The organism is Mycobacterium colombiense CECT 3035, assembly GCF_002105755.1.
Classification (GTDB): Bacteria; Actinomycetota; Actinomycetes; order Mycobacteriales; family Mycobacteriaceae; genus Mycobacterium; species Mycobacterium colombiense.
Map to the genome: position 1 here is coordinate 3,023,373 of NZ_CP020821.1, position 13,792 is coordinate 3,037,164.

11 protein-coding genes and 2 pseudogenes are annotated in these 13,792 nt (G+C 66.4%); 8 read left to right on the forward strand and 5 right to left on the reverse strand.

The features are described from left to right. Positions 1-150 precede the first annotated feature (150 nt). On the reverse strand, positions 151-1,002 hold the full coding sequence (locus B9D87_RS13810; protein ID WP_040631955.1) for a TatD family hydrolase: 852 nt from the start codon (positions 1,000-1,002) through the stop codon (positions 151-153). A 33-nt stretch (positions 1,003-1,035) separates the two neighbouring features. On the opposite strand from B9D87_RS13810, the gene metG reads away from it, so the two are divergent. After that, positions 1,036-2,580 carry a methionine--tRNA ligase gene (gene metG, locus B9D87_RS13815; RefSeq protein WP_007776801.1) on the forward strand — a complete coding sequence of 515 codons (1,545 nt, stop codon included), beginning with the start codon at positions 1,036-1,038 and terminating at the stop codon, positions 2,578-2,580. 188 nt (positions 2,581-2,768) lie between these two features. Continuing rightward, complete coding sequence (locus B9D87_RS13820; protein WP_007776803.1) at positions 2,769-3,131, forward strand: PAS domain-containing protein; 363 nt, start codon at positions 2,769-2,771, stop codon at positions 3,129-3,131. A gap of 45 nt (positions 3,132-3,176) precedes the next feature. Here the strand turns inward: B9D87_RS13820 and B9D87_RS27825 are convergent. The 4 genes and pseudogenes from B9D87_RS27825 to B9D87_RS13840 all read right to left on the reverse strand — a co-directional run. Beyond that, positions 3,177-4,190 (reverse strand): annotated as a pseudogene (locus tag B9D87_RS27825) (polysaccharide deacetylase family protein); the annotation flags it as partial. Between the two features lie 22 nt (positions 4,191-4,212). Next, positions 4,213-6,219 carry a hypothetical protein gene (locus tag B9D87_RS13830; RefSeq protein WP_040631957.1) on the reverse strand — a complete coding sequence of 669 codons (2,007 nt, stop codon included), beginning with the start codon at positions 6,217-6,219 and terminating at the stop codon, positions 4,213-4,215. Positions 6,220-6,334: 115 nt separating this feature from the next. Continuing rightward, positions 6,335-7,034: pseudogene (locus B9D87_RS13835) on the reverse strand (TetR family transcriptional regulator). A gap of 134 nt (positions 7,035-7,168) precedes the next feature. Continuing rightward, positions 7,169-7,840, reverse strand: coding sequence for a TetR family transcriptional regulator (locus B9D87_RS13840; RefSeq protein WP_040632060.1), 672 nt, complete (start codon positions 7,838-7,840; stop codon positions 7,169-7,171). A gap of 365 nt (positions 7,841-8,205) precedes the next feature. On the opposite strand from B9D87_RS13840, the gene B9D87_RS27040 reads away from it, so the two are divergent. From B9D87_RS27040 to B9D87_RS13865, 6 genes are read left to right on the forward strand one after another with little or no spacing between them, the layout of a single operon-like run. After that, entirely contained in the window at positions 8,206-8,352 is a 147-nt protein-coding gene (locus tag B9D87_RS27040; protein WP_157373241.1) for a hypothetical protein, read from the forward strand. A 1-nt stretch (position 8,353) separates the two neighbouring features. Next, a complete protein-coding gene (locus B9D87_RS13845) occupies positions 8,354-9,574 on the forward strand; it encodes a PPE family protein (protein ID WP_007776815.1) in 1,221 nt (406 codons plus the stop codon). Positions 9,575-9,629: 55 nt separating this feature from the next. Then, positions 9,630-10,199 (forward strand): dTDP-4-dehydrorhamnose 3,5-epimerase family protein, encoded by a 570-nt coding sequence (locus B9D87_RS13850; RefSeq protein ID WP_007776818.1) that lies wholly within the window; start codon positions 9,630-9,632, stop codon positions 10,197-10,199. A gap of 23 nt (positions 10,200-10,222) precedes the next feature. Next, positions 10,223-11,767 (forward strand): sugar transferase, encoded by a 1,545-nt coding sequence (locus tag B9D87_RS13855; RefSeq protein ID WP_415623598.1) that lies wholly within the window; start codon positions 10,223-10,225, stop codon positions 11,765-11,767. Between the two features lie 11 nt (positions 11,768-11,778). Then, a complete protein-coding gene (locus tag B9D87_RS13860; RefSeq protein ID WP_007776823.1) occupies positions 11,779-13,239 on the forward strand; it encodes an oligosaccharide flippase family protein in 1,461 nt (486 codons plus the stop codon). Then, complete coding sequence (locus B9D87_RS13865) at positions 13,236-13,790, forward strand: serine acetyltransferase (RefSeq protein ID WP_040631961.1); 555 nt, start codon at positions 13,236-13,238, stop codon at positions 13,788-13,790. Before B9D87_RS13860 ends, B9D87_RS13865 begins: the two co-directional genes overlap by 4 nt. Positions 13,791-13,792: the final 2 nt, after the last annotated feature.

Consider the following 13,792-nt stretch of genomic DNA (forward strand, 5'->3'; position numbering starts at 1 on the left):
ACCCAACCCTCAACAACCCACTCATTCAGCAGCAAGTCACAAATTAAGGGCCTAAATGGCCCAACCGTTCGATCACAAGACGGTAACGAACCGGTCACTGTTGGGCAACTCCGACGCGGCGAAATTCAACGAATCGCCTGGTCGTTTACGTCACACTGTGACCAATCCGTACACCCGTCGAGCGTTGCCCGTTGTTATCTCGGCCAGCTCTTCGGGGCGACGATCCACCAGTTCGGCGATCGCCCGAACAGTATAAGGAAGGCAATACGGCTCATTCGCCGTCCCCCTATACGGATGGGGCGTCAAGAATGGTGCGTCGGTCTCCACCAGCAGCTGCTCCGGCGGTATCAGCGGGATGGCTTCGCGCAGGGCGCGCGCGTTGCGGAAGCTGGCGGTGCCGGACAGGCTCAGCAGCCATCCGGCGTCCACGCAGCGGCGGGCCATGGCGGCATCCGAGGAAAAGCAGTGGAAGATCACGGCGTCCGGGGCGCCCTCGGCGGCCAGCACGTCGAGCACTTCGTCGTCGGCGTCGCGGTTATGGATCATCAGGGGTTTGCCGCACCGCTTCGCCAGGTCGATGTGCCAGGCGAAGGCCTCCTTCTGCACGGCCGGCTCGGCGCAGCCGTCCAGGCGGCCGGGCCAATACAGGTCCAGGCCGGTCTCGCCGACGGCCACCACCCTGGGTTCCGACACCAGCCGCTCGATCTCGGCGCGGGCGGCGTCGTCGAGCGCGACGGCGCGGGTCGGGTGCAGCGCCACCGCGGCGTAGACCCGCGGGTCCCATCCGGCGGCCCGGGTGACCCAGCGCGCCGAGTCCAGGTCGTCGGCGACCGTGACGACCGCGCCCACCCCGACCGCCGCGGCGCGGTCCACGATGGCCCGCACGCCGTCGGCTCCCATATCCGGGCCGTCACCACACGCATCGAGGTGGGTGTGCGCGTCGACGAGCGGGCTCAAGGGCTCGGGGGCCGGCGGCGGCCGGCGTTTGGAACTCACGCGCACACAATAGGTCGCCCCCAAATAAGGTTGGGGGCGATGAGGCCCTATTACGTCACCACCGCGATCACCTACCCCAATGGCGATCCGCACATCGGCCACGCCTACGAGTACATCGCGACCGACGCGATCGCCCGCTTCAAGCGGCTCGACGGATTCGATGTGCGGTTTCTGACCGGCACCGACGAGCACGGCCTCAAGATGGTCGAAACCGCGGCGGCCGAGGGCATCCCGACGCCCGAGCTGGCCCGGCGAAACTCCGATGTGTTCCAGCGGCTGCAGGAGCGGTTGAACATCTCCTTCGACCGGTTCATCCGCACCACCGATCCCGACCACCACGAGGCGTCCAAGGAGATCTGGCGCCGGATGTCGGCGGCCGGCGACATCTACCTGGACACCTACTCGGGCTGGTACTCGGTGCGCGACGAACGGTTCTTCGTCGAATCGGAGACCACACTCCGCGAGGACGGGACCCGGCTGGCCGTGGAGACCGGCGCCCCGGTGACCTGGACCGAGGAACAGACCTACTTCTTCCGGCTCTCGGCCTACACAGACAAGCTGCTGGCCCACTACGAGGCGAACCCGGACTTCATCGCGCCCGACGTGCGGCGCAACGAGGTGGTCAGCTTCGTCTCGGGCGGGCTGCGCGACCTGTCGATCTCGCGCACCTCGTTCGACTGGGGCGTGCAGGTGCCCGAGCATCCCGACCACGTGATGTACGTCTGGGTGGACGCGCTGACCAATTACCTGACCGGGGTCGGCTACCCCGACACCGAATCCGAGCGGTTCCGCCGCTATTGGCCGGCCGATCTGCACATGATCGGCAAGGACATCATCCGGTTCCACACGGTGTACTGGCCCGCGTTTTTGATGTCGGCCGGAATCGAGCTGCCGCGAAGGGTTTTCGCGCATGGATTCCTGCTCAACCGCGGCGAGAAGATGAGCAAGTCGGTGGGCAACGTGGTCGACCCGATCAACCTGATCGACACGTTCGGAGTCGACCAGGTGCGCTATTTCCTGCTGCGCGAGGTTCCGTTCGGCCAGGACGGCAGCTTCAGCGAGGACGCCATCGTGACCCGGATCAACTCCGATCTGGCCAACGAGCTGGGCAACCTGGCGCAGCGGTCGTTGTCGATGATTGCCAAGAATCTCGACGGGGTCGTCCCCGAGCCCGGCGACCTGGCCGCCGCCGACACCGAGTTGCTGGCCACGGCCGGCGGTCTGCTGGAACGCGTGCGGGCCAGTTTCGACGCGCAGGCGATGCATCTGGCCCTGGAAGCGATCTGGCTGATGCTCGGCGAGGCCAACAAGTACTTCTCGGCGCAACAGCCGTGGGTCTTGCGCAAGAGCGAGTCGCAGGCCGATCATGAACGGTTCCGCACCGTCTTGTACGTCACCTGCGAGGCGGTGCGCATCGCGGCGCTGCTGGTGCAGCCCGTCATGCCCGAATCGGCCGGAAAGCTGCTGGATCTGCTCGGCCAGCCGTCAGACCAGCGGGCGTTCGCCGCCGTCGGCACGCGCCTGGCGCCCGGCACGGCGCTGCCCGCCCCCACCGGCGTGTTCCCCCGCTACCAGGTCGAGTGAGCGGAACGCTCAACGCCTCTCGGCGGCGGCCGGCGACCCGGACAATTCGATTGACAAATAAGCGAGTTCGTCGACACGGCGAATACTTCGCTGCCGCTTTTGAACAAAAGAACGCAACATAACTTCTGGCATAGACCATAATCTTTGGTGTGGAACGACGCCAGAACAGGCAACAGAGCCAATCGCCGATGACGACCTTGAAGGAGCTGCCCGCGCTGGTTGTGCTGGAGCGGATCCCGGTTCCGGTGCTGGCCATCAGCGATGACGGCAGTATCTTGTTCGCCAACACCGCATTTGCCGACATGATGGGCTACGAGCCGGAGGAGACGCTGTCGCTGCGGTTCGAACAGATCTTCCACGAGGCTCCGGCGTCGGATTCACTGTTGGCGACCGTGCATGCGCTCGCGAACGAGGTCGTCGAGCTGGCGCACAAGGACGGCTCCGTCGTACGCGCGCTGATGAGCAAGTCCGCGGTGCGGCGGGCGGACGATCAGTTCGCCCTGGCCGCCTTCCAAGACCTCACCGAGCAGCTCTGGGAAGAAACGCGCTAGCCGCCCCCAACCACCCTCAGCGGCGCGGCAGGCCGCCGCCGCGCGCCGGCGCGGCAGGCCGCCGGAGACCATGAGCCGGAAGTAGTCGAACGAGGAACCGCTGCCGACCGCCAACCGCGGCAGTGCCAGCGGGTCACAGCGGCGATCGGCGAATCCCGGCGCGGTGGACAACGCCCAGCGCACCCCACGGCGGCGCAACGCGTCCACGGCTCGGGCGTCGAAATCCTGCGGCCGGCCGTTCGGGTAGGCGAAAATTGTTGGCGCCGAGCCGGTCTCACGCTCCAGCTGCGCGCAGGAATCGGCGATCTCCCGCTCGACCTTGTCGTCGCCGCACCGCGAGAGGATGGGGTGGGTGACGGTGTGCGGATACAGCGTCACCAGAGGATCGGCGGCCATCTCCCGCGCTTCGTCCCAGCTGAGCATCCGGAACGGGCCGGGGTCGCCGTCGTCGCGGTATCCGAGTGCGCCCAGGACCTGGTCCAGCGCCGCGATGCGCTCCGCGTCGCCAAGGTTCTTCAACCGCTCGACGGCCGCCACGTAGACAGCGCCGCGTTCGGAGCTGCCGTCGAGCGAACGTGTCCCCAATCCCACAGCGGCCAAGTCGACTTCGACGGCACTGGTGCGCGCGATCGCCAGCCACAGCCGGTCGGGCCATAAGGTTGCACCGGTGCCGATCGGGCCCGTCGCGAGGAACACCGCCGCGGGCAGGTTCAGCTCGCGCAGCACCGGCAGCGCGCGTGTCATGAGGTTGCGGGTGCCGTCGTCGAACGTGATCGCCAGCGCGCGCGGCGGCAACGTTCCGGCGGCGAGGCACGTCAGGGCCTCCTCGAGCGGAAGCACGGTGAAATGCGCACGCACGTATTCCAATTGGCGGCGGTACAGCTGCGCGCCGTGGACATGCCGGCATGGCGGCGACAGCGGGTGGTCCTCCACGCCATGGAACATGACGATCGCCAGCACGTCGCGGTGCCGTCGCCGCGCCAGCGCCGGAAGACCTGCGGCACACAGCAGCCGGGCCGCGGTGTCCTTGACGGCCGGACGCGTCAACGCATTCCGCACTGGAGCCATCAAGCGTCGAACCCTATTGGCGCCGCCATGATTCGCGCCTGACGCGCCACAGGATCACCCCGGCACCGACGATGGCCACCGCCACCCAGCCGGCGCCGAACCACCACAGCCAGTCGAGATCGGAATGACCTCCGGAGCCGGCGGCGGACGCACCGGCGGCCAGCGGCGGATGGTCGACCGTCACCGGGTCTTGCCCGGGCACCGATACCACCGCAACACCTCTGAGTCGCTGCCAATGCTTGTTGTTGTCGCTCTTGAGCCACCTGATCAGTTCGTCGAGCTGTCCGGGAGCTCCGTTGGACGTCGCTACCAACAGCGACCGGCCCTTGTTGAAAACCGTTTGGAGAGAGGCGAAGCGCAGCACGGGGTCCAGCGTGAGCTTGGCCGGCTTGTCACCGGGCCCGACGGCGTTGACGGTGATCGGGCCGCTGGGTCCCGCGGCCACCGGGAGCACCACGTCGGATTGGTTCCACCCGTCGGCGGAAATCAAAAGCGCCGGGTTCGAGGAATCGATCGCCTGCTTGACGGTGGTGACGGTGGTGTCGATCGGGGTCGAGCTGATCCGCTGCAAGCCGATCATGATGTCGAGCGCGCGCACGGTGTCGATGAACGAGTGCTCGGCGATGCCCACCTGGACGCGGGGCATCAGGGTTTGCGGCACCGATTGGAAGCCGTCCGGCACCGGCGGCGCGGCGGGGCTGCTCTCAACCGTGCTGTCACCGTTGATGTTCAGCGTGAGGAGCTGGTTTCCGGGCCCGGCCGTGTAGAAGTCGCCACAGTGCCCGACGTTGCTTGCGACATCGAGTACCAACTCGAGATTGGTGTAGCGCTGCAGCAGCCGGTCCGGCACGTCGACCCACCGGTCGACGGTGCCATGGCCGTCAGTCGGCCAGTGGTCGATGGTCTCCGGCCCGATCATCACCGCGATCTGGCCGACGATGTTGTTCGACGTCGGCGTGTAGGACCCTTGAAGATGCACCCGCACCGAATGAATGGACCTGCCGAACCTGGCCTGGTCCACGCCTACCGACACCCGGGGTTGCAGTGAGGTCGAGTTGGCGAAGGGCTGCCCCAGCTCGCGCAGCGAGGCGGCGTTGCCGGGGAATTGCACCTTGGGCTTCGGCGACTCCATCGACGCCTTCGACGACAGCGCCAGATCCGACATGTCGCTGAACAAGATGGCCGTGTCCGACTCGTCGGTGCGGTTCAGCGGGCCCGAGATCAACAGCCACGGCACGCCGGAAGAACCTTGCAGCGAAAGCCCGTTGTCCGGGCCCTCTTTCACGACGACCTGCCGCTCCAGCGGTTGCGGCGGCCCCGGCGGTGAGTTCTGCCCTTCCGGCAACGGGATCACCGTGATGTCGGGCGCCTGCTTGCCATAGTGCGCGGCGGTGGACGTGGCGAGCTGAATTGCCGTGTCGGACTCGGCGGTCGACGGCGATTGCGGCAGATAGATGCTCAGCTTCCGCAGCACCGGCGGCAGGAAATGGGCCACCGTGGTGGGCGGCAGTTCGACCCCGGAGTAGGAGACCGTTCCATTGGTCAGGCGCAGGGGGCTTTCCTGGTACAAGCAGTATCCGTCCACCGGAACCAGGTACGCATGCACGGTCACCGTCAGCGAGTTGTCGGTGACTTCGGCCCCGGTCAACGGGATGGCGATCGTTGACTGATCGGTGCTGGGCAGGTTCAGCCTTGCCAGGGTGCGCTCGCCCTGCGTCACGGTGATCAACCCCGAGCGCAGATTGATCGGCAGTTCGACCGTCGCATTCAGGGCGGCCGGCGTCAGCCCATGCAGCACAGGAACCGTCAGCTGCTGGTTGCTCGTCAGCCCCCAGAACTCCAGGGTGGCGGCGGACCCGACGTCAACCAGCGACAGGGTCGTCGTTGAGTCCGTCGATGGAACGGGGTCGGCCGGCGCGCCCCACGATGCCGGAGCACTCATCACCAAGAATCCGACGACACCGGCGAACGCAAATACTCGGCGGAGAGATTTCCGGTACATCACCGGAACAGTATGCATTGTTGAAAGCGCTGCAACCCCAATAACGGAATCGCCGTCGTGGCGACCGCGAAAAGGTTTCTCGCACCACCGCTTCGAGATCCTGCGGCGCCCCGGCAATGGCCATCACCGGAATCTAATCGGGTTCCGACTCCGCGGCCGCCTCGTCGCGGGCCGCCCTGGCCGCCGCGTGGCGCATTCCTTCGCGGCGCAGGAATTGCTCGAAGTAGGGCAGCGACGCTTCCGAGACGACACCGGGCAGCAGCAGATTCCATATCTGATGCAGGCGCGCGGTGGGGTCGCCGACGATGTCGCCGATTCTGCCGTGGCTGGAGATGGCATTGGCCACCAACCGGGCTGCCGATGATCGACGCGCTGAGCACGTCGGGGTCGATTTCGCTGCGGAGGTCGCCCTCCTTGATTGCGCGGCGCGCCTCTTGCGCCGTCTCCAACATCAGGTTCGCGAAGAAGCGCGACGCCGCCCCGTTGAATCCGCTTAACGCCGTGGCCAATTGCGCGGCCGCGCGGGCCATTCTGTCCGAGTTCACTACTTCGACGATCGTGAAGGTGCCGTGCAGCAGGTTCTCCAGCCCCGGCGACGACGCCCCACACACATTGCGGAAAGCGCTGAGAAGTGCGTCCGAGCCTTCCTCGATGATGTTCGACGCCAATGATTCTTTCGAATCGAAGTGGTGATAGAGCGCGCCCTTGGTCATTCCCGTGCGCTCGATGATGGTGCTCCATCCGGCGGCGGCATACCCGACGTCACCGAATACTTCGATCGCGGAATCGAGTATTTTTCGGCGGGTGGCTTCAGAGCGAACTTGGCGCGCCATTGTGCACGCACCTCCGGAGTTTCATCGGATGCGCCGATAGCCCATCTGGTTTCACCTTGCTCGCAAGGCGGCCCGCCGTATCAGCCGCCGCCACCACGACGATCCCCCCGTGTAACCCCCCGGTGGCGCCGCCGTTAGTCGACATCCGCGGAACTGGTGTTGATGGCGAGCGCCGCACGCCGCCTGAGGAATTGACGGAAGTATTCGGTGCGATCCGGCTGCAGGACGCCGGTCAGGAGCAGCGACCAGCACTTCTCCAGGTCGCGCAGGAATCGTTCCGGTTCGTCCAGATTGCTGGTCTTCCGCAGACCCATGTGCAGCGAGACCATCAGGCGCCCGACGTCCTGCGGGTCGCACTCGTCGTTGATGTCACCCTCGGCCTTGGCCTGCTCGGCGACCCTGGCCAGCGCTTTAATCCATCGGTCGAACAACTTCTCCTGCAACCCGTCCGCCAGGCCGACCGATTCCATCAGGTTCAGCCCCGACCTGACGACGTCGCTCTTGATGTCCTTGATGGCGATCAGGTAGGAGAAGTCGATCAGGGTCTCGAGGCCCGAGAGACCGCGCGACAGCAGCTCTCGCACGGCTTCGGTGCCGGCCTCGGTCTGGCCGTCGATGATCGCGACCGCCAACGCGTGCTTCGACTTGAAATGGAAGTACATCGCGCCCTTGGTCAGTTCGGCCTCGGCGAGGATGTCATCGAGGCCGACGTCGTGGTACGGGCGTCGGGCGAACTGATGAGACGCGGCCCGCAGTATCTGTTGCCGGGTCGCGTCGGCTCGTCCGTCAGTCGAGTGGGTCGTCATCGCGATCGAGAACTCGGATTCCCCGCGGCGCGAGTTTTGACGCAAGAGCCCAGGCCGAGACCGACGCCGTGGGCACCATCAGGCGCCACTACGTCGACAAACGCCTTGCTCAAGCAGGGCACAACCACCTCGGTTCTTCAGGGGTTTGGAGCGAACCCGCCACGCGCGTCACTCAAAGATGTCCAGTCCACTCCTGAGGTTAGCAGTCATACGGCTGTCCCGGTTGACGCGCGCGTAAATACCTGAGGTCTAGATCACACGTTCTTGTCAAACCATTGGTATGTTTTGTACGCTATTGTCAGATCGTCAGTTTGGAAAACCCGTAAACATCGTCTCGACCGTCTGCACCGCCTAAGGGGAAGCACATGTCGTTCGTCACGGCGAACCGCTGGTCACAGGTCTCACCAGACCGCCAGACCCCGGCTGACCTGCGGTTTATCGATGCAGCCCCGGGCACCTGCACCTTTTCCGCCGCGACCGCCGCCTCGGCCCGCCTGACGGTTACGGCCTGAAATGATCGATTTCGGAGCTCTTCCCCCGGAGATCAACTCCACGCGGATGTATGCCGGTCCCGGCCCGCTGTCACTGATCGCCGCCGCCGTGGCCTGGGACGGTTTGGCCGCCGAGCTGCACGCCGCCTCCAGCTGCTACCGCACCGTGATCGCGGGTTTGACCTCGCAGCGCTGGCTGGGCCCGTCGTCGCTGGCGATGGCCTCCGCCTTCGCCCCCTACATGGCATGGACGGCCGGCGCCGCCGCGCGGGCCGCCGAATCGGCGGGTCAGGCCAGGCTGGCCGTCGAGGTCTACGAAGCCGCGTTCGCAATGACGGTGCCCCCACCGGCGGTCGCCGCCAACCGTGCCCAGCTCGCGGTGCTGGTCGCGACCAACTTCTTCGGCCAGAACGCGGCGGCGATCGCGGCCACCGAAGCGGAGTACGGCGAGATGTGGGCGCAGGATGCCGCGGCGATGTATGAGTACGCCGCCGGCTCGGCCGCCGCGTGCTCGGTGACCCAGTTCAATCCCGCCCCCCACGTGACAAACGAAAGCGGGATGGCTCAACAGGCCGCGGTGGTCGGACAGGTCACCTCGCAATCGGAGCAGGCGAACCTGGCACACGTGGTGTCCAACGTCCCCACCGCGCTGCACCAGCTTTCCTCACCGATGACCGTCGCGACCAACACCGCCAACGACCTCGGCGGGACCGTCGGGACCGTCGGAAGTGCAGGCGCCGGCGCAACCGACTCGGGCGCGTCGTCGATCGCGACCGGCCTCGCCTCGGGCATCCCGGGCGCCATTCCCAGTGCGTTCTCGGCGGCGGCGACCCCGTTGTACGGGATGTCCTCGATCCTCGGTATGGCCCAAACCGCACAAGGCTTGGCGAACGCCGCGAGCAGCGGGGCCGTGGCGGCGGCTTCGGGCGCCGCGAGCGCGGCGAGCACCGGCGCGGGCGCGCTCGGATCGGTCGGATCGTTCGGCTCTGGCGTGTTCGGCAGCCTCGGCAGCGCCGCCTCGCTGGGGCCGCTGGCCGTGCCGGCCAGCTGGACCAGCGTGATCCCCGCGGCCAACAGCGCCGTTTCCGCCCTGCCCGCCATCAACCTCGCCGGCGCGAATGTACCGCCGAGCGTCATGGGCTCGCTGCCGCGCCTGGCGGCCGCGTCGGGTAAGACGCTCGGACCCCGCTACGGCGTTATCCCCACGGTGATGACGCGCCCGCCGGCCGCCGGATACGCGTGAGCCATCGCATGAGCGACAAGGTTTTCAGCAGGCCCGGTCACGGAAGGAGCGGTAAGTGAAGTACACGCCCACCAAGGTCGCCGGGGTAACGATCATCGACCTCGAGCCCAGTCGCGACCATCGCGGGTTTTCCTCACGCGCGTTCTGCGCCCGGGACTTCGCCAACCACGGGCTGAATTTCGATGTCACACAGACCGATATCGTCTTCAACTACACCCGCGGCACCGTGCGCGGTCTATACCGTCAGGAGCCGCCGCACGCCGAGGCCTTGCTGGTCCGGTGCACTCGCGGCGCCATCGCCGCCGTCGCGGTCGATGTCCGCCCGGACTCGCTGACCTACGGCGACCACCTGATGGTCGAGCTGAACGCCGACGACCACCGGACGCTGTACCTGCCGCCGTATGTCGCCCACGGCTTCCAGACGCAGGTCGACGACACCGAAGTCAGCTACCAGGTCAGCGGGCAGCACGGCGTGGCCGAGCATGGGATCCGGTGGGACGACCCCGAATTCGGCATCACGTGGCCCATACCGGTCACGGTCATCTCCGAGCAGGACGCGAGCTGGCCCTCGCGGAAACCCCGATTGGTTCCAGTGGAACAGGTGGCAACATGCATCAGTCGGTAATGATTCGCAACACGGTGGATGTCATGCCCGGCCGGCGACCGCTGAAGCCCTGGCCCCCCAGCGGGGCCGCGTTGCATCGCGGCGAAACCGAGGCCGCACCGGCGGTCGCCGGTCGGCTGCCCTCGGCCGGTGGCAACGTCTTACGGCGGTGGCAGGACCACTATTCGCAGAACCTGCGCATCAGCGACTCGGTGATCGTCTGCGCCTCGGTGTTCCTTGCGCAGTACGTTCGCTTCGGCGAGATCGCGAACACGTCGGGCTACTCGGACCCGACGATGACGCTGTTCTCCTGCCTCTTCGCGGCGCTGTGGCTGTCTGCCCTCGCGGTATTCCAAACGCGCTCAACGCGAGTCATCGGCGAGGGTATCGAGGAGTACCGCCGGATCGGCACCGCCTCGTTCTGGACATTCGGAATCATCGCGATGGTGACGCTGCTCGCCAAGGTCGACTTGGCCCGCGGCTACCTGGCCATCGCGCTTCCCGTCGGGACCCTGGCACTGCTGGGAAGCCGCAGCGTGTGGCGTAAGCAGGTCAACCGCAAGCGCGCCGAAGGCCATTACCAGACCCGGGTTTTGGCGATCGGAGACCGCCAGGCGGTCACCCACCTCGCGCACGAACTCGCCCGCAACCCGCTGGCCGGCTGTGTCGTGGTCGGTGTCTGCATCCCCGGCTACGGGCCGGCCCGCGGCAACTGCCTGACCATCGCGGGCCGCGAGATCCCGATCCTCGGTGACCAGACCCACGCGGCTTCCGCGATCGCCAGCTGCGACGCGGACACCGTGGCGCTGACCCAGACGGATCACTTTGGGATGCACGGGATCAGGGAGCTGATGTGGCAGCTCGAGACCCTGAACGTCGACCTGGTCGTGTCGCCCGGAGTCATGGACGTGACCGAGGCGCGATTGACCCTGCGCCTCACCGCGGGCCTTCCCCTGCTGCACGTCGACAAGCCGCAATACGAAGGGGCACATCGCTTCCAGAAGCAGGCCTTTGACTTCGTGTTCTCGCTGGCCGCCCTGATCGCCACCGCACCGGTTCTCATCGCCGCCGCCATCGCCATCAAGCTGACCAGCAAGGGACCCGTCTTCTACCCGTCCGAGCGGATCGGCGTCGACGGAAAACCCTTCACGATGCTCAAGTTCCGGACCATGACCGACGGGGCCGACACGCAGATCGAACACCTGCTGTCGCTGAACGAGAGCACCGGCGGCATGCTGTTCAAGATGCGCGAAGACCCCCGGATCACCCCGGTGGGCAAGATTCTGCGCAGGTACAGCATTGACGAGCTGCCCCAGTTCATCAATGTCCTCAAGGGAGACATGAGCGTCGTGGGTCCGCGGCCGCCGCTGCAACGGGAAGTCGACAAGTACGAAAGCGACGTGAAGCGGCGGTTGCTGGTGAAGCCGGGCGTCAGCGGATTGTGGCAAGTGAGCGGCCGCTCGGACCTGTCCTGGGAAGAGTCGGTGCGGCTGGACCTGTCCTACGTCGACAACTGGTCGATGTCGGGTGATCTGGTGATTGTCGCCAAGACGGTGAAAGCGGTCCTCACGAGCCACGGGGCCTACTAGGCTCGCGAGCCATGACAGAGCCGACGGCACCCGGCGCGGTGGCGCCGTCGGTCCCGCTCAACCAGATGGCTCATGCGTTCTCGATCCAATTGATCTGCCGCGCCCTGGGCATGCTGGCCTCGGTGGTCTCGGTGGCCATGACCGCCCGTTATCTGGGACCCGGACGCTACGGCCAACTGTCCATCGCCGTTCTCTACATCGCGATGTGGACCAGCCTGGCCGACCTCGGGATCGCCACGGTGATCGTGCGCCGGGTGACATCCGGGCGCGGCGATCTGGAACGCCTGGTGCGCATCAACAGCGGCCTCGCCCTGATCTATTGCGTGCCACTGGCGGCGGTGGCGGCGCTATCGGGTTTGCTCATCTATCGCGACTCGGAAGTGCGCGTGATGCTCGTCGTGCTCTGCGGGGCCCTGCTGATGCAGACCATGGTGACGCGCTTCGAGCCGGTCTTTCTCGCTACCGTGCGGTTCTCCGCGGTCGCCGTCTCCGACGTCCTCGGCCGGTCGGCCACCCTTGCGATGGTGGCATTCCTGGTGGCGACGCGGTCGGATGTCATCTGGTTCGCCGTCGCTCAACTCATTCCGCCCGCCGTCCAGCTCCTGGTTCAGGGCACCGCGGCGACCCGGCGCATCTCGGTGCGGCCGATCTTCGCCCTCCGCGAGGCCGCCGACCTGCTCCGCGAAAGCCTGCCCCTCACCGCGTTTTTGGTGGTTGGATTCCTCTACTGCCGCGCCGACGGAGTGATCCTTTCGCTGCTGAGTAGCCACTCGGAGGTGGGCGTCTACGGGTTGGCCTTCACCATCGCCTTCAACACCATCGTCGTGTCGCTGGTGTTCCTCAAGTCGACACTGTCGACCGCGACCGAGCTGTTTTCTCGTGACGTCGCCTCCTTCGCCGGCTTTCTGCGTCGCAGTGTCGAGCTGATGTATTTCGCCGCGGTCCCGGTCGCCGTCGTCGGCGCGCTGCTGGCCGGACCGTTGATCGAGTTCTTCGGAGACAAGGCGTTCGTCGAGCGCGGAACGCCGACGTTGGCGTTGCTGTTCGTCGCCGCCGCCCTGCGATTCGTCGGGGGCACACTTGGCCAAGGCTTGGTCGCCAGCCATCACCAGCAGGTCTTGCTGTGGTTGACGGTCGTCACCCTCGCGCTCAATGTCGCGCTCAATCTCGCTCTGGCGGGACGGTTCGGCGCGGTCGGTCCCGGTATCGCGTTGGTGTGCACGGAGTTCTTCAACATGGCAGTTTCCAGTTGGTGGCTGCGCCGTCGGTGCGGTTACCGTACACCGGTGACGTTCGTGTTGCGCCTGTTGGTCCCGACGGCCGCGAGTGTGGCGGTGACGCTGCTACTTTCGGGTCATCACGTCATTCTGACCCTGGCGGTGGCGGCAGTCGTTTACCTGGCCACCAGCGCGGCGGCCGGCCCGATCTCGTTCTCGGACCTGGCGTCGTTACGCCGGCAGCGGGTCCCATGATCAGGACTCGGGAGGATTTGCGCGCGTATTTGGCGGCGGACCTCAAGGCGTACGGCCTGCAGCGTTGGCGGCTCCGTCACCGGATCTTGGAGCGCCCGGCCTACTTTCAGCGCCTACTGCGCAAATCGGAGTATTGGACCAACACGGCCCGCACACCGGCGGGGCACGCCGTCGCCGCATACCTGAGGCTGCGCACCAAGCTGTTGGGGGAACGGCTCGGCTTCGACATCCCGCGCAACGTCTTTGGTCCCGGCCTGTCGATCGCCCACCCCGGTTTGGTGGTCGTGCACTACAAGGCCCGGGTCGGCGCGAATTGCCGAATACACCATGGAGTGACGATCGGAGAAGGGCGTCCCGGCCACTACCCGTCCATCGGTGACGACGTGTTCATCTCGCCGATGGCGATGGTGCTGGGCGCGGAAGTCGGGGACCGCGTGATGATCCGGCCCGGCGCCGTGATCACCAAATCGGTGCCGGACGATGTCGACGTCGCCGGCTATCCGGCCCGCATCGTCAACGACCGCCGGCCCCGCACGGTGATCGAGGATTAGAT